The sequence below is a fragment of the Klebsiella sp. F11 genome (genome assembly GCF_056712265.1).
On the sequence record NZ_CM160060.1, the window covers coordinates 2161828 to 2184867 of the forward strand.

At 53.2% G+C, this 23040-nt stretch carries 19 protein-coding genes, 2 tRNA genes and 1 pseudogene; 13 read left to right on the plus strand and 9 right to left on the minus strand.

The window, feature by feature from the left end; genetic code table 11:
• Positions 1–53: 53 nt before the first annotated feature.
• Positions 54–1412, minus strand: coding sequence for an MFS transporter (locus AC1M2H_RS10670; protein ID WP_480151332.1), 1359 nt, complete (start codon positions 1410–1412; stop codon positions 54–56).
• Between the two features lie 105 nt (positions 1413–1517).
• Between AC1M2H_RS10670 and AC1M2H_RS10675 the strand changes: the two genes are divergently transcribed.
• Entirely contained in the window at positions 1518–2387 is an 870-nt protein-coding gene (locus AC1M2H_RS10675; RefSeq protein ID WP_480151333.1) for a LysR family transcriptional regulator, read from the plus strand.
• A 564-nt stretch (positions 2388–2951) separates the two neighbouring features.
• On the opposite strand, the gene istB is transcribed toward AC1M2H_RS10675, so the two are convergent.
• Positions 2952–3707: an IS21-like element helper ATPase IstB gene (gene istB / locus AC1M2H_RS10680; protein ID WP_480149780.1), complete on the minus strand. Its 756-nt coding sequence runs from the start codon at positions 3705–3707 to the stop codon at positions 2952–2954.
• A 24-nt stretch (positions 3708–3731) separates the two neighbouring features.
• Entirely contained in the window at positions 3732–5267 is a 1536-nt protein-coding gene (gene istA, locus AC1M2H_RS10685) for an IS21 family transposase (RefSeq protein ID WP_480149779.1), read from the minus strand.
• Between the two features lie 220 nt (positions 5268–5487).
• Between istA and AC1M2H_RS10690 the strand changes: the two genes are divergently transcribed.
• The 4 genes from AC1M2H_RS10690 (at position 5488) to pcaF (ending at position 11289) form a co-directional block, all read left to right on the plus strand.
• Entirely contained in the window at positions 5488–6417 is a 930-nt protein-coding gene (locus AC1M2H_RS10690) for an ArdC family protein (protein ID WP_480151334.1), read from the plus strand.
• 1308 nt (positions 6418–7725) lie between these two features.
• The gene (locus tag AC1M2H_RS10695) at positions 7726–8868 is read left to right on the plus strand and encodes a thioester reductase domain-containing protein (protein ID WP_480151335.1); all 1143 of its coding nucleotides are present in this window, start codon (positions 7726–7728) and stop codon (positions 8866–8868) included.
• Between the two features lie 15 nt (positions 8869–8883).
• Positions 8884–10065 carry an MFS transporter gene (locus AC1M2H_RS10700; RefSeq protein ID WP_480151336.1) on the plus strand — a complete coding sequence of 394 codons (1182 nt, stop codon included), beginning with the start codon at positions 8884–8886 and terminating at the stop codon, positions 10063–10065.
• A 21-nt stretch (positions 10066–10086) separates the two neighbouring features.
• The gene (pcaF, locus tag AC1M2H_RS10705) at positions 10087–11289 is read left to right on the plus strand and encodes a 3-oxoadipyl-CoA thiolase (RefSeq protein WP_368757605.1); all 1203 of its coding nucleotides are present in this window, start codon (positions 10087–10089) and stop codon (positions 11287–11289) included.
• Positions 11290–11292: 3 nt separating this feature from the next.
• Here the strand turns inward: pcaF and AC1M2H_RS10710 are convergent, their stop codons facing one another.
• The 4 genes from AC1M2H_RS10710 to mtfA all read right to left on the minus strand — a co-directional run bounded on the left by AC1M2H_RS10710 (position 11293) and on the right by mtfA (position 15044).
• On the minus strand, positions 11293–12183 hold the full coding sequence (locus tag AC1M2H_RS10710; RefSeq protein ID WP_480151337.1) for a LysR family transcriptional regulator: 891 nt from the start codon (positions 12181–12183) through the stop codon (positions 11293–11295).
• A gap of 454 nt (positions 12184–12637) precedes the next feature.
• Positions 12638–13906 (minus strand): tyrosine-type recombinase/integrase, encoded by a 1269-nt coding sequence (locus tag AC1M2H_RS10715; RefSeq protein WP_480151338.1) that lies wholly within the window; start codon positions 13904–13906, stop codon positions 12638–12640.
• Between the two features lie 161 nt (positions 13907–14067).
• Positions 14068–14143: transfer RNA gene (locus tag AC1M2H_RS10720), tRNA-Asn, on the minus strand.
• A 100-nt stretch (positions 14144–14243) separates the two neighbouring features.
• Positions 14244–15044, minus strand: a complete 801-nt coding sequence (gene mtfA, locus AC1M2H_RS10725) for a DgsA anti-repressor MtfA (RefSeq protein ID WP_426814285.1) — start codon at positions 15042–15044, stop codon at positions 14244–14246.
• Positions 15045–15134: 90 nt separating this feature from the next.
• Here mtfA and AC1M2H_RS10730 point away from each other — a divergent pair.
• Positions 15135–15224, plus strand: a tRNA-Ser gene (locus AC1M2H_RS10730).
• 334 nt (positions 15225–15558) lie between these two features.
• Here AC1M2H_RS10730 and AC1M2H_RS10735 read toward each other — a convergent pair.
• Positions 15559–16623 carry a porin gene (locus tag AC1M2H_RS10735; protein WP_480151339.1) on the minus strand — a complete coding sequence of 355 codons (1065 nt, stop codon included), beginning with the start codon at positions 16621–16623 and terminating at the stop codon, positions 15559–15561.
• Positions 16624–17188: 565 nt separating this feature from the next.
• On the opposite strand from AC1M2H_RS10735, the gene drpB reads away from it, so the two are divergent.
• The 4 genes from drpB to AC1M2H_RS10755 are packed head-to-tail and all read left to right on the plus strand — an operon-like array spanning position 17189 to position 20140.
• On the plus strand, positions 17189–17470 hold the full coding sequence (gene drpB / locus AC1M2H_RS10740; protein ID WP_480151340.1) for a cell division protein DrpB: 282 nt from the start codon (positions 17189–17191) through the stop codon (positions 17468–17470).
• Positions 17471–17512: 42 nt separating this feature from the next.
• Positions 17513–18208, plus strand: a complete 696-nt coding sequence (locus tag AC1M2H_RS10745; protein WP_480151341.1) for a phosphohydrolase — start codon at positions 17513–17515, stop codon at positions 18206–18208.
• A 56-nt stretch (positions 18209–18264) separates the two neighbouring features.
• The gene (locus tag AC1M2H_RS10750) at positions 18265–19695 is read left to right on the plus strand and encodes a DNA cytosine methyltransferase (RefSeq protein ID WP_480151342.1); all 1431 of its coding nucleotides are present in this window, start codon (positions 18265–18267) and stop codon (positions 19693–19695) included.
• Positions 19676–20140 (plus strand): very short patch repair endonuclease, encoded by a 465-nt coding sequence (locus AC1M2H_RS10755; RefSeq protein ID WP_480151905.1) that lies wholly within the window; start codon positions 19676–19678, stop codon positions 20138–20140. Before AC1M2H_RS10750 ends, AC1M2H_RS10755 begins: the two co-directional genes overlap by 20 nt.
• A 1-nt stretch (position 20141) precedes the next feature.
• Here AC1M2H_RS10755 and yedA read toward each other — a convergent pair whose 3' ends face one another.
• Positions 20142–21053: a drug/metabolite exporter YedA gene (yedA, locus tag AC1M2H_RS10760; RefSeq protein WP_480151343.1), complete on the minus strand. Its 912-nt coding sequence runs from the start codon at positions 21051–21053 to the stop codon at positions 20142–20144.
• A gap of 184 nt (positions 21054–21237) precedes the next feature.
• On the opposite strand from yedA, the gene AC1M2H_RS10765 reads away from it, so the two are divergent.
• From AC1M2H_RS10765 to AC1M2H_RS10775, 3 genes and pseudogenes are all read left to right on the plus strand, one after another.
• Positions 21238–22149: a DUF808 domain-containing protein gene (locus AC1M2H_RS10765; RefSeq protein WP_480151344.1), complete on the plus strand. Its 912-nt coding sequence runs from the start codon at positions 21238–21240 to the stop codon at positions 22147–22149.
• A gap of 75 nt (positions 22150–22224) precedes the next feature.
• A complete protein-coding gene (locus tag AC1M2H_RS10770) occupies positions 22225–22404 on the plus strand; it encodes a YodC family protein (protein WP_480151345.1) in 180 nt (59 codons plus the stop codon).
• Positions 22405–22464: 60 nt separating this feature from the next.
• Positions 22465–22896 (plus strand): annotated as a pseudogene (locus AC1M2H_RS10775) (cellulose biosynthesis regulator diguanylate cyclase DgcQ); the annotation flags it as partial.
• Between the last annotated feature and the right edge of the window lie 144 nt (positions 22897–23040).

The following is a 23040-nucleotide window of genomic DNA, read 5'->3' on the forward strand; positions in this document are numbered from 1 at the left end:
ACACTTCCTGTAACGTCTCGCTACACTGGTTTTCAAAACCGGTAAAGTGCGAGTTAAGTAACCTCTGGATGCATCACGGCATTCATCAGCGCCAGCAACAGGTGGACCAGTGCTGACAACCCCATCAGTACGGTGATGGGGTGTTGTGTGCATGAAAATATCAGCCCGGCCAGCGCAATGCCCACCAGGGAGCCTGTCTGCCGGAAAGTGGTGTGGATTGCTGAGGCGGTACCCGCTGTGTCCTGCGTTCTGCCTGCCAGCACGGCTGCGGTCATTGGCGGTACGGCAAACGCCACACCGCCTGCGAGCAGGGCCATTGAGAGAAAGGCCAGCAGGGTTATCTGCCCGTGTAACGATATCATTCCTGCGTAACCCACACTGCCTGCGAGAAGCCCTGTGACCATCTGTTTTTTTATTCCCCAGCGCCGCATCAGTCGCCCTGCGGACAGATTGCCGACAAAGAGAAAAAATGCCAGCGGCAGCAGCGCCATACCGGACTGAAAAGGCGTGTAATGCCAGTACTGTTGCAGAATAAGGCTGAGCGCATACAGGCTGCCGAAATAACAGACGTTGATAAAAAAGCCGCTGAGATTGGCGAGATTAAATGCCGGACTGCGAAAAAACACTAACGGCAGCATGGGCGACGCACTCCTGCGCTCCACCATGACAAAACCTCCCGCGCACAACAGTGATGCCAGCGTCATTAACGGCAGCGCACTCTGGCCCCATTGTTGTTCCTGAAGCTGTATCAGCACCCAGCTCAGACAACCCAGCGTGGCCATCGCCAGCATCTGGCCGGTGAAATCCAGTGCCCGTAAACGCGATGGCAGGGCAGCGGGCAACAGCCGGTAACCGGAACAGATACCGTACAGGCCAACGGGCAGATTGATAAGAAAGATACTGCGCCAGCCAAAATCCCCCACCAGAACACCGCCAAGTACCGGGCCTGCCGCCGCCGCAACGGACACCAGACCGCCAAACATGCCGATAGCCTGTTGTCGCGCGTGCCTGTCGGGCCAGCCCGCTGCTAAAAGAGAGAACGAGGCCGGAATAAACAGCGCCGCGCCGGCCCCCTGGAGAAGGCGGAAGAGAATTAACTGCCACATCGCCACACTCATACCGCACCCGAGTGAAGCGCAGGTAAACAGGACAAGCCCGGATAACCAGATGCGGCGGGAGCCATAGCGGTCAGCCAGCGTGCCTCCCGACAACATCAGGCCACAAAGCGACAGGTTATACGCATCCACCGCCCAGGTGATGGCGGATACCGGGGCATGGAATTCAGAGCGGATGCTGATGGTGGCGATATTCATCACATTCACATCCAGAATGGCCATAAACATCCCGACACAGAGCGTGACCAGGACAACGAACTGATGTCGTTCATGCGGGACGGTGACCGGACCTTTCATTCTTTTTTCCTGTTGGCGAACCCGGGTATGAAGTGTAAAAAAGAAAGGGATACCTGAAAACGCAGCGGAAACAGGCACCCCCGCTGCAAAAATGCCGGGGGCATTATGAACTGGGATAATATCCGTTACCTGCTGGCGGTCGCCCGGACGGGAAGTTTACGGGCTGCTGCTGTCAGCCTGAATGTGGACCAGGCCACGGTGGCCCGCCGCCTGCGCCATATGGAAGAAGAACTCAACACCACGTTATTCAACCGGTATCCGGAAGGCTATCATCTGACGGAATACGGAGAACGGCTGTTGCCGGACCTGGAACAGATGGAAGCCACGGCGGCAACAATTGAACGTAAGAGCGCTGGAATGAACACATCCCTGGCAGGAAAAGTCCATATTGCTTCCACCGATTCGCTTGGCAGATGTTTTCTTCTGCCCGCACTGTCAGCCCTCAGGCAACGGCACCCCGACATTCAGGTAACACTTTCCACCTCTCCTGATATTGTGGATATCCGGCGGGGGGCCGCCGACCTGGCAGTACGCAGCGCCCGTCCGTCAGACGGCAGTTTAATCATCCGCCGTCTGGGAACCTTCCATACGGGTTTATACGCCTCTCAGGAATATGTTGCCCGACGCGGTCTGCCTGTACCCGGGAGTGCGTTTTCCGGCCATGACCTGGTGATGTTTCCCGAGACGTCCGTTCCGCAGTACTGGCAGCGGCTGTGCGGGGAGCCGCTGACAAACGGACAGATTGTACTGGAGGCAACGTCCCAGTGGTTGTTTATTGAAGCGCTGCGCCAGGGGCTGGGCGTGGGGATGATGGCCGGAGAAATAGTGCAGCGATGCTGTCCTGAACTGGTCAATGTTATGCCTGCACGCAGCGAACCAGCCGATGTCTGGCTGGTCGCCAGTCCGGATGTCTGGTCAGCGGAGCGCATTCAGGCCGTCATCGCGGTAATCAGTCATGCATTTCAAGATTTATAAAGTGCTGCACTGTTCATTCAGCGTTTCGTTAATCCGCCATCTACAAAATACGTGCCTGTAGCGAGAGAGACTTCTCCGGATAAGCGCGACGGCGTTGACCTCTTCGTCTGAACATATTCTGTTCAGCGATAACCGGTCTGTTTCATAAGCTCAGTCTCCCCCGCCAGCACCGCCGACCAGCCCCACCCAACCCCATTTCACCGCTACAGAGTAAGGGCCGCTACGCCCGGTAATGCAGGGGCCGATTTTTTCTCCCGTGTGCTTTTCGTTCCCCGTATTCGCTTCCGGTTATTCGTTTCCCGTTGCAACCCGCCCCGCAAGGGTGAAGTGCACGCATGCTGCGCCCTTGCAGGACAGAACGACGCCGGGAAAGCGAACCGTCAGGCGATACGAAGACGAAAATCACACCACTGACGGAGAAAAAACATGTCCATTTCCCTGCACAACCAGACTACCGCCCCTAACTGCGTATTCCGCTCTATTCGATCACGGATTGGCATCGAAGTTCGATCAGCGATTCGCATCTATTCGATCAACCGGGAACTTAACTTTTCCTGCTGCTTTTTAACCTGTTTTTTCGTCGCTTTCCACTGCCGGTTTATTTTTCCTCATTGACTCACCCTGGAGTATCAGCCTGTGCGCGTTATGCACCAGCCTGTCCAGGATCGCATCGGCCGTTGTCGGGTTCTCCATCAGACCGTGCCACTTGTCTACCGGGAACTGGCTTACCACGATGGTGCTGCTTTGTCCGTAGCGGTCTTCGATTATCTCCAGCAGGTCGTTACATTGCGCGTTGGTCAGCGGCTCCAGACCCAGATCGTCCAGTATCAGCACCTGCGTTTTCTGCAACTGTTTAAGATGCTTCAGCCAGCTGCCGTCAACACGACCCTGCGCCAGCATCTCCAGCAGCCGCCCCGTACGCCAGTACTGCACGCTGTGTTTCTGTCGGCATGCCTGCTCACCCAGCGCATTGGCTATCCAGCTTTTTCCGCACCCCGTCGGACCGGTGATCAACAGGCTTTTCTTGTGGGTGATGTAGTGGCCGTTCAGCAGCTCCCGCATCTGTTCGGCCCGCAACCCCCGTGAGACCGGGTAATGCAGCCCCTCCGGGGCTGCCTGGTACTTCAGGTTGGCGCTTTTTCTCAGCCGCGCAACACGACCGTTTTCTCTGTTCAGCAACTCATCATCGGCCAGCAGGGTCAGCCGTTCCTCGAACGACAGCTCGTCGTAGGTCTGGGGCGTTTCTCGCTGGCGTATCAGACTACCGGCCATCGCCGGAAGCTTCAGTTGGGTCAGTTTATTCAACAGGTTATCGCTCATACAACAGGTTCCTTTGGTTGGCAGTTAATGGTAGTAGCCCGGGCCGCGCAGGTTTTCATGCTCAGGTGACGTTGCTGAGTGTTGCTCGCTATGACGGGATAACGGCAGCTCCTGGTTCTCCCGGTGGTGACGCAGCAGGTTGTCGATGAACCGTCTGTCCGGCGCGTTATAGTGCCAGGCGACGCAACTGGCTTTTTCCAGCCGCTCTTTGCCATATTTTTTCTGCAGCGCAGTCAGGCCAAGGACTGCGCGGTAGGCCTGCTCCGGATGGGCCTTTGCTTTCAGCATGGCGTCAACCACTCTGCCGGTGAACGGGCCGATGCTGCACCCCATCTCGAGCAGACGTTCCGGTGTCCAGGTACCGTGCCCCCGGTGCTGAGCCGGCATGTGAAGCGGATTGGTGGAGTGCTTATACTCATGCGAGCTGCGCGGATGCTGCGCCACGCACTGCCCCTTGTGCCAGACCTGAACCACCGACTGACCCGCCTTCAGCGACAGACGCTGACCAACCAGTTCGTGCGGGACCGAGTACCAGTGGCGGGCATATTCAACGTGGTAGTCAGGACCGACCTTCACCGCCTTGTATTCTCTGTATTCATACGTCACCAGAGGCAGCGGTGAGAGTGCCGGTGCATCCAGCATGCGGAAGCGCTCTGCACGGGTCTGGTTGCCGTACCCTTTCATTGGCCGGTTATTCATATCCGTCAGCAGCTCCCGCAGGCGGGTATTCAGCGCCCTGAGCGTATAGAAGGTTTCATTGCGGATGCGGGCAAGCAGCCATCTTTCGACAATGAGGACGCCGTTTTCTGCTTTCGGTTTGTCTTTCGGCTTATAGGGGCGGGTCGGGATAATAACGGTGCCGTAGTGCTCCGCCAGCGCCTGATAGCTGTCGTTGATGACAGGCTCATAGCGATCGGCCTTTTTCACCGCGCTTTTGAGGTTATCGGGGATAAGCAGCTTCGGCACGCCGCCCAGGAAGGTCAGGCAGCGGCTGTTGGCGTTCAGCCAGGACATCATGTCCTGACCTTCACACGCCTCGACATAGGTGTAGCTGGATGCCCCCATCACGGCCACGAAGATGGCCACCCGGCGTATTTCTCCGGTATCCGGATTGATAACGGGGACCGTCGGACCACAGAAGTCGATAAAGAGCTTTTCCCCGGCCCGGTGCTCCTGGCGCATGGAGAGACGGCGTGTTTTTTTCCACTCCCGGTAGCAGCGGCAGAAGTGGGAGTACCCCATCGCCAGTTCCCCCGCCTGAGCCTTGTATTCCATCCACAGCAGTTGCCGTGTCACGCCAGGCTTTCTCATCTCGGTATCGAAGTGAAGCAGGTCAGGCATCACCAGTTCTGATGCGGATGTGCCTTTAGCCGGGAAGATGAGTTTTTCAAGGGCGTCGTGGGACATCCCTGCGGGGAGGGGCCATGACAGAGAGGTGGCTTTAAAGCGGGCGAGGACTTCAAAAACCGTCGAGGAGCTGATTTTCATTGTCAGCCCGATACAGCGGTTGGTCAGCTTCTGGTCGAACTTGAGCTGAAGGATCTTAAAACAGGTTTCCATGGAACTCCTGGCTTTTCTCTTTTTGGACATCGATGTCTCCATTGGATTAAAAAACAGCAATGAAGACTGTAATGGAAAGAGTTAATTCCCGGAGTGCTCGACAGGATGCCAATCAGTGATCGGATGCGTGCCAAATCGTGATCGATTGTGATGCCAAACCACGATCGGAGATGCATGCCAAATCATGATCGATTCGAATGCCAAACATTGATCGATTCAGATGCCATTTTGCACTAACCCCGCAGCGGCGACCAGCGTATCGTCGCTGGAGCGCTCAGGCTCCTCAAAAACGAATGGGTTAAAAAGCCGGACTGATATTTACCAGACCGTGACAGACAGCATCATTGAAGCGCTGGAAGCGGGTGTAAAACCGTGGTCCTGCCCGTGGCAGCGCGTACCGGGTATGTCTGGTCTGCCATCCAATTACGCTACCGGCGTAGCCTACAGCGGTATGAACATCATGTTGCTGTGGTGCAGCGCATCTAAACAGGGATTCAGCGATTCACGCTGGATGACCTACAAACAGGCACAGGTAGCAGGTGGACAGGTTCGCAAGGGTGAGCATGGCACTACAGCTATTTTCTACACCACGCTGGAGAAGGAAAACGACGCCGGAGATATTGAGCATATCCCGATGCTGAAAACCTTCACGGTGTTTAATCTTGACCAGATTGACGGTCTGGGCACAGAGGGGATAACCGGAGCAGAAGCACCTGTCGCCACCTTTGACACGTTACCGCAGGCAGAAGTGCTTTTCCGCCGCAGCGGTGCGAAAATCATCGAGAAAGGGCAGAATGCATTCTTCATGCCCACCACGGATGAAATCTGGCTGCCTGAGCGCCATCTGTTTAACGACGCGGCTGACTTCTACGCCACCGGCCTGCATGAGCTGGTTCACTGGACTGGGGCAAAAGCTCGCCTTAACCGTGAAATGAAAGGGAAATTTGGCAGTGAGAACTACGCTCAGGAAGAAATCATCGCGGAACTTGGCAGCGCTTTTCTGATGGCCGATTTGGGGATTAAGGGCGAGGTTCAGCACGAAAGCTATATTGCGTCGTGGCTAAAAGCACTTAAAAACGACAAACGTTATATTTTCAGGGCAGCCAGCGCGGCCTCAAAAGCGCACCGTTATCTGATGGATAAGCAATGAGTGTAAAATAAGGTGCTGCAAGGGAATGCAGCTTTCGCTTTATATCCGGGGCAAAAGGATGAGATATATTCCAGCCGATATTTATTTCCCTGCGAATTTATCCGGGCATCTTATACCCGAATAAATTCGCAGTCTGCGGGTGCGGGCGGTAAAGAGCCCGCGCATCCCGTAAATCTCTCCCGTGGCAGTTCGCTCCATGACATTGCCCCGCTCATTCGGGCCATGATATGGGGCGAATGGACAGGGCGAACCGTATAAAATCTCGGTGTTGTTTTTTCCATGAAAACGGACACGCCCTGGGACCTGTTCCCATGCTGACACAGGCGTTGACTATGGGCGTTACCGATGGACGTCAGACCCCACGCCCATCGGTAACGCCCACAGATGACGCCCATGAACCGGTTGCCCGCATCCTGCGGGCATGCCCGTTATCCGTGCTTTCAGATATCAGCCGACCCGTGGTCGTCTGCCACCTGAAACTCCCGAATGGCGGGCAACGGCGTGTGTCATTACGTTCGGGCTGAACGCCCTCACTGCCTGTCACATGGGGGTAATGACTTCGCTGAACGCTGCGTCAAAACCCCCAGGGTCAAAGGCGGCACACCGTCGCCCGCTACGCGCGACCAACCCCTTTAAGACGCGCGTTTCGCCTGTTTTTTCTTTTCCTCGCGAGCTCGGAGCGAAAAAACGGGAACGCTGCTTTAAAGGGGTTGGTCGCGCCTGATCGGTAATATTCCCCGTGGGCGGGAAATATTGCCTGGCTTGACGGTGTGCGGGGCTGGCCCCCCACAAAAACCGGCACGTGGGCGTGCCTTTTTGCTCGCCGGGGCGGCAAAATTTTTGCGGCTCCCCCCGGCCTGCTCAATTCGCTCCGGGCGAATGTTCGCAGGTGGGCGCGGAGCCTGAAAATTAACAATTCCTCCGGAATTGAATTTTCTGTCCACGCTCCACTTGCTTATTTTATGGCTTAACAATTTCTTTGAAATTGAAGCCATAAAATAAGCAAGCCTTAACACCATCGTCTGAAATCTCAGTGCATTATTTTTTCGTCATAAATCGCAAGGCATGTTCATATTCGCTTTTTTGTGTTTCATTAACATTTCTATTGTCAATTAAATACTGATGTAAATCAAAAATACAACCCCCTTAATGTGAGGTTTTTTTGTTCTTCACTTATGCCCTGTACTTATAGCAATAACTTCAGTTTTGCTTTCTGTGCAAAACAATTATGCCTGTTTTGTGTATTCCTCAATGAGTGACTGTTACATAGAGTAAATGTGCCTTCCCAATTGTTTTGAGGATTCTGATATGCACAGCAAGAAAAATGTATTATTAACAGGTGCGACGGGTTTCATTGGTTCATATCTGCTGGCTGACCTTCTGGAGAATAAAGATATCGGGAGGATTTATATTCTTTCCCGGAAAGTGGATGAAAATAATAAAAAGGAAAGATTGTTCACTGCATTTGAAAAATTTTCGGTGCCAGGCCATGAACGACTGGCAGCGGCAACCAATATATCAGTCATTCAAGGCGATATTACGCAGCCCCGCCTGGGTATATCCGATGCCGCTTTTGAAGAACTCTGTTCAGAGGTGGATGTTATTCACCATATTGCGGCACGTGTCAATCACATCCGACCATATGAAGTGCTCAAAGCGCCCAATGTGGATAGTGTCGCAGATATCATCAGCATCGCTCAGAAAGGTCGGGATAAAATCGTTAATTTTGTTTCAACGTTAGGGTCTGCGGCTAAAAAGGATAAGGATGGTCGTTATGTTGAGGCCTTTCCGGGTAATGCCGTTCTTAACTCTGACATGGGGTATTTGCTTTCGAAATGGGAATCTGAGCGTCTTCTGGAGAAATTTCAGGATCAGGGTGGAAAAGTTAATCTTTTCCGGCTCGGTTATATTTCAGGTCACAGCCATACAGGTGCTTCGCTTTTTACCGATAACCAGTTTATGCTGTTTATCAAAAGCTGCATTCAACTGGGCTACGCCCCGGTTCTCCCCAGAATGATTAATTTCACTCCTGTCGATTACACCACAGCCATCATGGCTCAACCCAGGTATATGTCAGAAGGGGGTGATGTTCTCAATCTGTTTAACTATTCCGGACTTATCAGCTGGGAAGAGATTGTTTCATGGCTGAACTTACGTGGTTATAAAATTGAGACTACGGAGTTTTATGACTGGCAGAAAAAACTTTTGGTGGATAATGAAACTAATGCACTGTTCCGTTTTCTTCCACTTTATGGCGTTGACGGCTCTCATGATAAGATTCTCAGGTTTGGTCGTGAAATTGATAAGTTTGATTTTCATAATACGATGGCAGCGACTGAGCGCCTGGCCTATAAATTACCTGCTTTGAGATACGAATTACTGGATACATATTTAAGATATTTACAGTCAGTTGATTTTTTACCAGTACCGCACGCTGTAAATGCTGCTTAAACAGGCCTGATATTTATGGAAAGAACACAAAGTAGTTATTTTGCACTGGCTTGTCTGTGTGCTTTTGCTGTTGCCAATATTTATTATAATCAGCCCCTGCTTGAACTCTTTGCAAAAGATTTCGCGGTTGATGAAAAACATGCCGGTTCTGTTGCGATGTTTGTACAACTGTCTTATGCAGCAGGTCTTGTTTTCTTCGTGCCACTGGGCGACCGGTTTGAACGCAGGAAACTGCTTATTATTTTATTGGGCATTAATGCTGCTGCTTCGGCAGTGGCCTCTTTCACGCAAACGATTGGACAGCTACTTACTGTCAATATTGTCATTGGCATGACATCTGTTGGTGCACAGATTGTTATTCCGATGGTATCCCTGATAGCTCCTGCGGAACAAAGAGGACGTGCAGTTGGAACCGTGATGAGCGGATTAATGGCTGGTGTCCTGTTTGGCAGGATCCTGTCCGGATTTGTTGGCAATTATTTTGGATGGCGGTCGATGTATCTTGTGGCTACTGCTCTGGACCTTTTTTTGCTTATTATGGTTCCCAGACTTCTACCACACAGTAAAACGGCGGCATCACAGCTCCCCTATCATTTACTGCTGAAATCACTTATCACCTTTTTTATAAAAGAAGGTGATCTCAGATTATCCTGTTTTTGTGGGGCAATGATGTTTGGCGGGTTCAGCGCATTATGGGGTGGGCTTGCATTTTTACTTGCGCGAGCACCTTACCATTATGGCAGTGATATTGTCGGCAGTTTCGGATTTGCAGGAATTGCCGGGATTCTTGCCACACCTTATATAGGGAAAATGGCTGACCGTTACAGCCCACGTATTGTTGTATTAGTGGGAAGTGTTATTGCATTACTGGGTTTTATCTCTGTCTTCTTTTCTCCTCATTATCTGTTTGCGTTAATTGTTGCTCTTGTTCTTCTCGATATCGGGGGACGGGCAGGGCTTGTCGGTAACCAGCTGAGAGCGCTGGCATTATCCGCAGAAGGAAGGAGTCGTTTAAATACAGTATTTATGTGCTCTTATTTTATCGGTGGTGCTGTCGGAACCCGTGCGGGGGCTGAAATCAGTGTCCGGTACGGATGGACCGGGATCACTGTAATGGGATTTATTCTTTCCTGTTTTGTCCTGTTGCTGAATATAAGACAAGCGAATACGAATAAAAATACTGATGCTCTGGCCTGAGTGAATTTAAGAGGAAATAATATGATGAATGCCTATATTTGTGATGCCGTTCGTACCCCTTTTGGGCGTTATGGTGGAGCCCTTTCCTCTGTACGGGCCGATGACCTTGCTGCGCTGACGATTTCTGCCCTTATGGAAAGAAATCCAGCCATCAATTTCAGCAATATTGATGATGTTATTTTAGGTTGCGCGAATCAGGCCGGTGAAGATAACCGGAATGTCGCCCGGATGGCTCTTCTGCTGGCTGGCCTGCCTGCCAGTGTTCCGGGTACAACAATAAACCGGTTATGCGGTTCCAGTCTTGATGCCATTGCGGTAGCGGCACGGGCAATCAAATCCGGTGAAGTCAATCTTATTATTGCCGGGGGAGTGGAAAATATGAGTCGTGCGCCGTATGTTTTAGGTAAGTCAGACAAAGCTTTCTCCCGAAGTTTGAACATCGAAGATACAACAATGGGATGGCGATTCATTAATCCTGAAATGAAAGCTCGTTATGGCGTGGATACCATGCCTGAAACGGCTGAGAATGTTGCCCGCCAGTTTGGCATTTCCCGGGAAGAACAGGATTTGTTTGCTCTGGCCAGCCAGAGGCGGGTATCAGATGCTTATCGTAACGGGATTTTTAACGATGAGATTATTCCCGTCACCTTACCTCAGAAAAATAAAGAGAATATTATCTTCAATAAGGATGAACATCCACGGGAAACCACGCCAGAGGCATTATCCCGTCTCAGAGGGGTTGTGACAGCAGATGGTACGATCACTGCGGGTAACGCATCAGGGATCAACGATGGCGCGGGAGCGTTATTAATCAGCAGCGAAACCGGATTGTCCGAATATTCTCTTTCGCCAAAAGCGAGGATTCTGGCATCGGCAGTTGCGGGAGTAGAGCCAAGGATCATGGGAGTTGGTCCGGTTTCAGCCGTCAGGAAAGTTCTTGAACTGGCAGGGCTCACCCTCGACCAGATGGATGTGATAGAGATTAATGAAGCGTTTGCAGCTCAGGCGCTGGCAGTGATGAAACAACTGGATATTGACGTTAATGATGAACGGATTAATCCCAACGGCGGAGCAATAGCGCTCGGACATCCGCTGGGGGCAAGCGGTGCAAGGCTTGTTATGACGGCCTGTTATCAACTGCAAAGAACAAAGGGGCGCTATGCACTTTGTACAATGTGTATTGGTGTCGGTCAGGGGATTGCCGTTATCATCGAACGAATTTAGTCACTAAATTACAGCCGTAAGATTATCACGCAAAAATTGTAAAAAAGCAGCCAGTTTGGGTGTCATTCTGGGAAGCGCACGCAAAAAATGGATATCGTCAACTTTCTGCTGCGGGTCATCAAATATATTGACCAGCCTGCCAGCTTTAATATCCTGTCCCACAACCCAGTTGGGCAGAAATACGATTCCTAATCCTGAAATGGCTGCTTTTAGCAGAGCTTCGAAATCATTGCAACGCATATACAAGCGATACTCTCCTCCCTGAGTGTCGATAATACGACTCCATGAAATGGAGTGTGGATCATGATATTTGTCCAAAATATGGTGGCCGGGGAGTTCAGTCGGTCCACCGGGGAACCCATATTGCTCAATATAACGAGGGCTTGCACAGGCAATCCAGGTCTGGTGCGCTATTTTTGTCGCATACAGTGAGCTGTTTTTTAGTTTACCAATGCGAACCGCTGCATCAAGGCGTTCTATTGATGGGATTTCAAGTTGCTCTGTAAGATCCAGAACAAGATCCACATCAGGATAATGAGATTTAAATTCTGGTAGCCAGGGGAAAATATGGAGTTTTGCAAAAGTCGGCAAACAACTGATGCGCAATGTCCCTGTCATTTCTTCATTTAAAGAAACGATCTCATCACGCATATCATTGAGCGCTTCAAGTACCCCCACTGCACGGGTGAACAATGCATCGCCGATTTCTGTTAAATGAATGCCACGGGTGCTTCGTGTGAAGAGGGGGGCTTTCATTACCGCTTCAAGCATATCAATTTTTCGCATGATGGACGACGGGTTTACGCCGTGGCGGCGTGCAACCGCTGAAAATGAACCACATCTTGCTATTTCAACAAACAAAGAAAGGTTTTCTGTATAACGGTAAATATCCATTGTTTCTCTTGATATATTTCACCACGCCTGTGACAGGGATACGATTTCGTCTGTCCTGAGCCCGGACAGAAACCAGCAACAAATCCACCCCTGGATTATCGGAGGCTGATTTTGTCCGGGATGAACATCGTAACATCAGAGCAGATAATTGTGCCAGAAACGCGGCCCTGTTTCTCATCTGGCCTGTCTGATGTGTCAGGTTCAGCCAGGGAAGCCCCTCCAAAATTGCCCAGAGAGCTGACAGTGGCAAATTCTGTTAACGCGTTCTGCCAATTACAGAAACGGGGTTGTTCGCAGGTTCAGACAGCAGCGTGAGAATGCGCGGCCATGCTGTACTCACTGAACAGTATGAAACCGGGAAAGTGGCCGCGTTTCTACATACCGGTTAAATGAAAAATGCCGTGCCAGCACAGGCTGATACGGCTTTTCTAATGATCTAATTATGCCCGATGCGTTATGCCGTTTTGTGGCTGTCTTCCTGACCCTGGATATACGGCGGCACATATGCTTCCCGGCAGGTATCCAGATAATCCGACCACCACTGCATCATCGCCTTACGGGCTTCCAGATGTTCCGCCTTATGAATGTAAGCCAGACGCACGGTGTTTCGCTCCTGATGGCTCATCTGGCGCTCCACCGCATCTTGTGACCATAAACCGGATTCCATCAGGGCGCTACACGCCATCGCACGGAAGCCGTGTCCGCAGATATCCTGTTTCGTGGCATAACCCATCAGGCGAAGCGCCTTATTGACCGTGTTTTCACACATCGGCCTGTACGAGTTATGGTCGCCGGGGAACACCAGTTCATGGTCTCCTGATATTTCCTTAATCCGTTTCAGAATGGCGACAGCCTGTTCTGAGAGGGGCACGATATGCGGTGTGCGCATTTTTGCACCGCGCCCGGAATAACGCACACCTGCAATGGCTTCGCGTGTCCCGGGTATCGTCCAGACCCGGTTTCTGAAATCAATCTCTGACCAGCGGGCAAAGCGCAGTTCACTGGAGCGAATGAACACATGCAACGTCAGCAGGACTGCAAGCCGGGTGAGTTCCCGTCCCTGCCGATAACCGTCAATCCGTTCAAGCAGTTCAGGAAGGCGCTCCAGTGGCAGGGCGGGATAATGCCGTCTGACGGGAGGTGTCGTCACGCCTTCAAGGTTTGCCGCCGGGTTACTGTCGATTAATCCCTGGTGAACCGCATGACGCATGACGCTGCAAAGGTGTTGCCGCGTGCGGGACGCGACTTCCAGCAGGCCTTTTTCCTCAATCCCTTTCAGCAGGTCAATGAAATGACGGGGTTTAAGCTCTGAGACTGACAGGTGACCGATTACCGGAAAGACATGATTGTTCAGGCTGGCAAGCAGGCGGTCGGCGGTGTTCTGCGACCATTTTGTATTGCTTTTATGCCACGCCAGCGCCACGGTTTTAAACAACTTCTCCGGTGTGCAGGTTTCGCGTTCAGCGGCACGTTGCTGTGCCGGATTGATATTAAGCGCCAGCATTTTACGGATACCTTCACGCTGCTGGCGGGCATCAGACAGGGAGACGGCAGGATAGGCACCCAGTGCAATGCGGGATTCTTTACCGTTAATACGGTATTTGAGATACCAGTGACGGGAGCCACCTGATTTGACCAACAGATACAGACCGTGAGAATCGGAAACTTTAAAGGGTTTGTCAGAAGGCTTGAGACTACGGATTTTCGCGTCGGTAAGAGACATATGGGGGTCACTCCATTATCGAACTAACCTGACCCCAGATTTGACCACCAATTTTTCCCGATGCAGAGGGTAAAATCAAAATGCACCGGGAAGAGTTTTCACACTAACCTGTTGAATCAAAATAACATAAGAATTCGCAAGGATGCATGAAAGCAGGGAATTGGCTCCTCTGACTGGACTCGAACCAGTGACATACGGATTAACAGTCCGCCGTTCTACCGACTGAACTACAGAGGAATCGTGTGAACGAGGCGCATACTACTGGCCTTGCATTTTTGTGTCAATACTAAACTTAACCAGCTGATTCAGATGGCTAAATTTAGCTCAACTCGTTGTTTTAGTGCACAATTCGCGCGTCGTCCGCGTCCTGCTCTTCATTATCACGTAATCTTTGCAGCGGGTCCTGACGGTAAAAATGGCAAAAACGCTGCCAAAGCGCCGGAAAACGCGGGGCGAACAGCTCGGGGGCGCTAAAGAAATATTCTGACAGCACGGCAAAACATTCCGCCGGGTCGGTTGCGGCGTAGGCATCAATACTGGCGGCGCTCTCGCCGACCAGGTCAATCTCATCCTGAATATTGTTCATGGCCGCGTGGAGATCGTGTTCCCAGCCGGCAACCTCGCGTAACGGTATGAGCGGCACGCCGCTGGCGCGATCGCCGTTGCGGGTATCAAGCTTATGCGCCACTTCGTGTACTACGAGGTTAAAACCAGATGCGTCGAAGGAGTCCTGAATATCCAGCCAGTTAAGAATAATGGGCCCCTGCTGCCAGCTTTGTCCCGATTGCACAACCCGTTGGTTATGCACCAGTCCAATGTCATCTTCCCACTCATCATCGACGACGAACGGGGCAGGGTAGATCAGCACCTCGTGGAATCCATCCAGCCACTCAATGCCGAGCTCGAGAACCGGCAGGCAAAACAGCATCGCGATGCGCGCGCTTTGTAGCGGAGTGAGTTCCAGCCCTTGCAGGGCAACCAGGCGTTTTTGCTGTAAAAAGCGCGCCGCCATCTGTACAAGCTGCTGCTGCTCCTGCGTGGACAGGTTGGCTAAAACGGGGATGGCAAGCGCTTGCTCCCACGGTATTTGCGCGCTGCCGGACTCTTCATTTGCTTTCCAGGGCCATTTAAACATCATATTGCTCGCAAAGTCGTCACTTGAACGTAATTAAAGAGACAGGAGCTATTAAAATGCCAAATAACCTGGCATTATAGCAACCTCTACAGCGGAGAGATGCCGGAGCGGCTGAACGGACTAGTCTCGAAAACTAGAGTAGGGGCAACTCTACCGGGGGTTCAAATCCCCCTCTCTCCGCCACTTCAACTTTCTATCTATCTGATTCAAAAATCCTTTAATCAAATTCCTGTTGTTCAGAATTCCGTTACCTGTGCCATCTGATGCCGGCTCCTGCTGGACGGGATTGAACGCTTCTCACGCCTCATAAGCTATCACTTAGCGATTGTTCAAGGTAGAAGTTTGCCAGTATCTCCTTCATTTTGTGAGCTAAGTCGTGTGACGTAGTCCACGGTCGCGCTCATTTAAAAATGTGCCACCGTCGGCAATTGCGCATTAGGTCATCTCTGAATTTGCTGTCGGGCGGCGGCCAACAAAAAAAGCCCGCACGAGGCGGGCTTAGGTAGGTGAGGCAGCATCAGAACTGATAGGTGACGCCGAGCGCAAACTGATTATCAGTCGCCGCGCCGGTGACAACGCGGTCTTTCTCATCGAGAAGATTGAACTTATAGGCGGTGTAGACGTTGAAGTTTTTGTTGAAGTAGTACCAGGTGCCCAGCTCAACGTAGTTCATGATCTCTGCGTTGCCGCGCCCGTTGCTGCCGAGATCCTGACCTTTCGCGTAGACGTAGCCCAGAGAAGGGCGCAGACCGAAGTCGAACTGGTATTGCACGATGGCTTCAACGTTCTGCGTTTTATTGGCGATGAGGCCATTTTCCATCGGCAGCATGTTACGTGATTCGGCATACATAACGGCCGCATACAGGCTATTGGCGTCATACTTCGCCGCGACGCTCCAGACTTCCGCCGTTTCGCCTTTGCCGTCGGCGGTCTGTTCGTCTGTACGGTCGGAATTACCGTAGGCGGCGGCAAAGCCAAATCCGTCGAGGCTGTAGTCAACGGACGCGCTGTAGCCGTCGCCGTTTGCTTTCAGACGATCGCGGTTGGTATTTTTACCCTGGTACTGGAGAGCAAAGTTCAGCCCATCGGACAGGCCAAAAAAGTCAGTATTGCGATAGGTGGCGACGCCGTTGGCGCGGCCGGTCATAAAGTTATCGGTATGCACCAGACCGTCGCCGCCCCACTCAACCAGCATATCCGTGTAGCCTGCGGCGTCGTATACCGCCCCGTAGTTGCGGCCATAATCAAATGAGCCGTAGCTGGCGTATTTTAAACCGGCAAAGGCCAGACGGGTCGCACTGCCCTGGTCGCCTTCTGGCCGGTTAGCTTTCATATTGTACTCAAACCGACCGTAGCCGGTCAGGTCGCTGTTGATCTGCGTTTCACCCTTAACGCCGAACCGCGCGTAGGAGGTGTCTTCAGAGTTGCGGTTGCCTTCGTCGGTATCGGTCATAATATGCTCGCCGACCATTTTGCCGTACAAATCGACTTTATTACCGCTCTTATTATAGATTTCCGCTGCGCTAGTGGCCCCGGAGATTAATAAGGACGACACCAGAATTGCCAGTGCTTTTCTTTTCATTATATTTTCCCTTTTATTTATAATTAATGTGAATGTCAACGAGTCGTGCTAAATGCAAAATAGATACTATCTGCGAAGGTTCATTTTTATTTAAATTAAAAATGTAAGTAATTTATATCTAATATTACAAAATGTTTCATTTTAATTCTTTATATTAATTATTTATCATTCGAAGTTGAGTTATTGACCTTGTTTATTGTCTTTTATAACAGTGTGTTATTTGTTTTTTTTTGATGGGTTGGCGTTCGCTATAAAAATTATAGTGTTTATGTTTAATCGCCTCATGCAAGTCCGGGTGATAATTACCTGTTGCGGATGCTGGATTATTTCGTGGGAGAATGGTCGGCATTGAAAAGAGATTAAACCGACCGTTGTCGGGAATAATATTTCAGTGTGATGAGCCATATTATCGATCGGCAGCAGATAAAAGGCGCTGCGGACGACCTTGATTCGTCGAGCGCGAGGTTGCGGGTGCCTGATGGCAAACTTCGCTGTATAATGTGATTAGAGTCACATTTTTCATTTTAAGGTGACGTTTCGTTACTGAAGAAAGGAGAGCAGTTGAATGGAAGAGAATGCGAAACGGAGTCCCGGCGGCAAGCTGGCGCTATGGGCGTTTTACGCCTTCTGCGGCTATTTCCTGTGGGCGATGGCGCGCTACTGGTGGGTTGTCGGGCATATTCAAAGCCTGCCAGGCGCGGGCGTTGACGGGGAGCTGGGTTCGACCGCGGGTAAATGGCTGGGCGCGCTGCTGGGTTTTCTTGTCCTCGGCATCGTTGGGTTAGCCCTTGGGGCCATCGCCTGGTATACGCGACCTGATAGCCGGAGATATGAACATCAGGATTAAAGTTGCTATGCTCGCAGCCTACCTTCTCTCAAAGGAACGCGTATGGAACTGGTTGACTGGCAGCAACGATTTGAAACCTGGCTGATAGCGCATCATTCGCAGGGCGACTCCGCGCACGACATTTCGCATTTTCGTCGCGTGTGGGGCACCGCCCAGCGGTTGGCCGCCGATCGGCAGGTTGACCGCCTGGCGATTCTCACCGCCTGTTACTTTCATGACATTGTCAGCCTGCCCAAAAACCACCCCGACCGCAGCCGCTCATCGGTGATGGCGGCGAAAAAGACGCAAAGCATTCTGCAGTCGTCTTTTGCCGATTTTCCCGTCGACCGCTATCCTGCCGTGCTGCACGCCATTGAGGCGCATAGCTTCAGCGCCGGTATTCCTCCCCTCAGCGAAGAGGCGAAGATTGTCCAGGATGCCGACAGGCTCGAGTCCCTGGGCGCGATTGGCCTGGCGCGCGTTTTCGCGGTTTCCGGCGCGCTGAATAATACCCTGTTTGACGCTGACGATCCTTTTGCCGACCGGCGCAGGCTGGACGATCGCACCTATGCGCTGGACCATTTCCAGTGCAAGCTGCTGAGTCTGCCAAAAACGATGCAAACCGATGAAGGAAAAGCGATGGCGGAACACAACGCCCGCTTCCTGGTGCAGTTTATGGCGAAGCTCAGCTCAGAGCTGCAGGGTGACCCCACCGCGCTGGATGAGGCGGTTTTGCGCCGCTTTGATCCACAGGCTTAAAACTGCCTGCGCTATTTGTGGTAATCTCTGCGAAAAGTGTCCAGCTGGTTGAGGTTATGCCGCAAAATTTATCTAAGGAAAATCCCCCGTCTCTGCCGGTCACGCAGACCGGGGAAGATGCACAGGCGCTATTGCGCCAGCTGATGGCAATATATGATGTGAAAACGCTGGTGGCGCAGCTGGTTGCCGTCGGCGAACAGCACTGGAGCCCGGCAATACTCAAGCGCGTCGCGACGGTGCCCCGGGCGGTCGGCAGGCTGGGCCAGCGGGAGCTCGCGCATCTGGCATCGCTGCTGCCGCAGCCGCCGGCTCACCATCCGAATTATGCTTTTCGCTTTGTCGATCTGTTCGCCGGGATCGGCGGCATTCGCAGCGGCTTTGAAGCCATCAACGGGCAGTGCGTTTTCACCAGCGAATGGAACAAGCACGCGGTGCGCACCTACAAGGCGAACTGGTATTGCGACCCCGGGCAGCATCGCTTCAATGCCGATATCCGGGATATCACCCTCAGCCATCGTCTCGATATCAGCGACGATGAGGCCGCGTGGCACATTCGTGACGCCATTCCTCAGCACGATGTGCTGCTGGCCGGCTTTCCCTGCCAGCCTTTCTCCCTCGCCGGGGTGTCGAAGAAGAACGCCCTCGGGCGCGCCCACGGCTTTGCCTGTGAGACGCAGGGCACGTTGTTTTTCGACGTCGTCAGGATTATCGCCGCGCGGCGGCCGCCCATCTTTGTGCTGGAGAACGTCAAAAACCTGAAGAGCCACGATAAGGGGCGAACGTTTAGCATCATTATGCAAACCCTTGACGAGCTGGGCTATGAGGTCTCTGATGCCGGGCACAGCGGGGCGGACGATCCCAAGGTTATCGATGGCCGCAACTTCCTGCCGCAGCACCGGGAACGCATCGTGCTGGTTGGCTTTCGTCGCGACCTGCAGCTGCACGATGGGTTTACCCTGCGCGATATCTCCGCGCTTTACCCGCCCCAGCGCCCGACGTTTGGCGATCTGCTTGAGCCGACGGTGGATGCTAAATTTATTCTTACTCCGGTGCTGTGGAAGTACCTCTATCGCTACGCGCGTAAGCATCAGGCGCTGGGCAACGGTTTTGGCTATGGGTTAGTTGACCCGCGCAATCCGCATAGCGTGGCGCGCACGCTGTCGGCTCGCTACTACAAGGATGGCGCCGAAATTCTTATCGACCGCGGCTGGGATCGCTCGCTTGGCGAAAAGGACTTTGACGACCCGCAAAACCAGCAGCGGCGCCCGCGTCGGCTCACGCCCCGTGAATGCGCGCGGCTGATGGGCTTTGAGGCCCCGCAGGGATACCGTTTCCGCATTCCCGTTTCCGATACTCAGGCCTATCGCCAGTTCGGCAACTCGGTGGTGGTGCCGGTGTTTGCCGCCGTCGCCAGGCTGCTGCAGCCGCGAATTGCGCAGGCGGTGGCCCGCCGCGATCCCGAGGATGATGATGGACGTTCACGATAAAGCCACCCGCAGTAAAAATATGCGCGCCATCGGTACGTTCGATACAGCGATAGAAAAACGCCTGGCCGGGCTGCTCACGCAGGCCGGTTTTTCTTTTACCGCGCAGGAGGCCGCGCTGCCGGGGCGCCCGGATTTTGTGGTGAACGATTACCGCTGCGCTATCTTTGCCCACGGCTGCTTCTGGCATCATCATGACTGCTACCTGTTTAAGGTCCCGGCAACCCGCACGGCGTTCTGGCTGAAAAAAATCGACGGCAACGTGGCGCGGGACCGGCGGGATGAGGCGCTGCTGCTCGAGCAGGGATGGCGGGTACTGATCGTCTGGGAGTGCGCGCTGCGCGGGCGGAAAAAGCTCAGCGACGAAGCGCTTAGCGAACGCCTGGAGGAGTGGATCTGCGGCGGCGGAAGCCGCGCGCAGATTGATACGCAGGGAATCGGGCCGTAGCCTACTTTTCAACCTTACAGGGCGTTACTTCGCTGCGGGCGGGAAACAGATACTTGCCGAGCGTCACCAGCACCACCGCAAAAATAATGATGCCGAGCGCCGTCCACTCGGTCAGCGACAGGCTCTCCCCGGCGAACCCGGTGCCTAATAACACGGCGACCACCGGGTTAACGTAGGCATAGCTGGTGGCAACGGCGGGGGTAACGTTACGGATCAGGTACATGTAGGCGTTAATGGCAATCAGCGAGCCGAATATGGCCAGGTAGGCGACGGCAAGAATCCCCGACCATGAGGGCATCTGGGTGAGCTTTTCGCCGGTCAGGGCGGAGGCGAGCAGCAGCACAATTCCCGCCGCGAGCATCTCAATCGCGCCGGCCATCATGCCGGTCGGAAGCTCAATTCTTGAACCATAGACCGAGCCAAACGCCCAGCTCATGGAGCCGATCAGAATCAGCAGCGCGCCCCAGGGGTTGCCGCTTAAATTGCCGCCGCTATTGAGCAGGATAATGCCCGCCAGGCCGATGGCGATGCCCAGCCACTCGATTTTGCGCGTGGCGATGCCGAAAAAGCGGCTAAAGCATAGAGTAAACAGTGGGACGGTGGCGACCATCACCGCGGCAATACCGGAAGGCACGTGCTGGTGCTCTGCCAGAGTGACGAAGCCGTTGCCAACGGCAAGCAGCAAAATACCGATCAGCGCCGCGTTGAGCAGCGGTCTGCACGCCGGGAGCCTGTGTCCGGTAGCCAGCAGGTAGGCGATCAGCAACCCTCCGGCAGAAAGGAAGCGAATACCGGCCATCATCAGCGGGGGCCAGCTGGCAACGCCAATGGCGATGGCAAAGTAGGTGGAGCCCCAGATGATATATAGCGCAAACAGCGCCCCGATAAGCGGTAATAACTGACGGGTAGACATACGTCCTCACGACGGTACAAAAATAGGAAGGGGGCATATAGTAAACGTGAAAACTACCTCGCTGGCGAGCGCTTTAATTACCCGATGATTGTTAATTTTTTGTTGACTATTTGCTTTGCTGGGCGAGAGGCTGATTTTGCCCCATACTCTATGTTTAATAACCATAAAATGAAGGAATGATATTTTGGCGGGAAGTAGTCTTTTAACCTTACTGGACGATATTGCCACACTGCTCGACGATATTTCCGTTATGGGTAAGCTGGCGGCGAAGAAAACGGCAGGCGTGCTCGGGGACGATCTTTCCCTCAACGCCCAGCAGGTGACCGGCGTGCGGGCGAACCGCGAGCTGCCGGTGGTCTGGGGGGTGGCGAAGGGGTCCCTGGTCAATAAAGTGATCCTGGTGCCGCTGGCGCTATTAATCAGCGCCTTTATTCCGTGGGCGATTACGCCGCTGCTGATGCTTGGCGGGGCCTTCCTCTGCTTTGAAGGCGTTGAAAAGGTGCTGCATAGCGTGCAGGCCCGCAAGCATAAAGAGGACCCGCAGGCCCGACAGCAGCGCCTGGAGGCGCTGGCTGAACGCGACCCGCTGGCCTTTGAACGCGATAAGGTTAAAGGCGCCATTCGTACGGACTTTATCCTCTCCGCCGAAATTGTCGCTATCACCCTCGGCATCGTGGCGGACGCGCCGCTGTTAAACCAGATTCTAATCCTTTCCGGGATCGCCATTCTGGTGACCGTTGGCGTATACGGCCTGGTGGGAATTATCGTGAAGCTGGATGATATGGGCTACTGGCTGGTGGAAAAAGGCGGCGTGCTGGCCCGGTGGCTCGGTAAAGGTCTGCTGGCGGTGGCGCCTCGTCTGATGAAAGTGCTGTCGATTGTCGGGACGCTGGCGATGTTCCTCGTCGGCGGCGGCATCGTGGTCCACGGCATAACTCCGCTGCACCACGCGGTGGAAAATCTGGCCAGCGGCATGTCCGGCCTCGCCGCTTCGCTGCTGCCGACCGGCGTAAACCTGGTGTTGGGGTTCATCATTGGCGCCGTGGTGCTGACGGGCGTGAAGGCCATTTCCGGACTTCGTCGCGCGGCAAAGTAAATCCGCCAGCGGTTATGCAAAATGTCGCAGCTTCGTCTAAGGTGAAACAGTTTCTCCCGGATTACGGAGCGAAAAATGGTCTGGTCCATCAGCGATGAAGTGAGGCGGAAAAGCGGCGGGCCGCGCATGGTTGTCACCGGTTTTGCTAACGGCATGGTTGAATGCCGCTGGTATGACGGTTATGCCGTTAAGCGTGAGGCGTTCCGTGAAGATGAATTGGTTCGTGGGGGAGGGGGCGCAGAACGGGTCTCCTGATCCCAATAACGCCCGGTTTATACCGGGCGTTTGTGTCTATGATGGTACTGCGAGAGAGCGATGAATAAGCCGCTGTGGGGGAGAAAACTACGCCGACTTTTGAGCCCGGGACATGTGGTTAATTTTTGTTTTGTCGTGGTGTTCTTTTTTTCTACGCTGCTGATATGGCGGGAAATACTGGTGCTGGAGGCGGCGTATGTCGATAACCAGCGCAATAATCTTGCAAACGTCGCCCACGAAATGGACGGCCTGCTGCAGTTTAATATCGACCGGATGATTTTTTTCCGCAACGGCATGCAGTCGGCGCTGGAAATGCCGCTGGATTTTACGATCCTGCGTGACGCCGAGCAGGAGTATATGAGCAGGCGCCATGAAGCGATATGGTCGGTGGCGCTGCACAACCGCCGTACGCTGCCGGTCTACGGCGTGTCCGATACTTTTGTCGATAGCGCGAATATTCTGTCCCGCGACAACACCCTCGCCGGCAACGAATGGCCGAAACCAGGTCTGTTCTGCCGGATGAGCGTCGGAGCTGGCCGTCATCATCCGTTGCGGCGGCACGGTCATCCTCTGATATGAGATTTTTCTTAAATAAGGGGGGGATTAAACGTGACTTATGGCGCAGCGCTATCGACG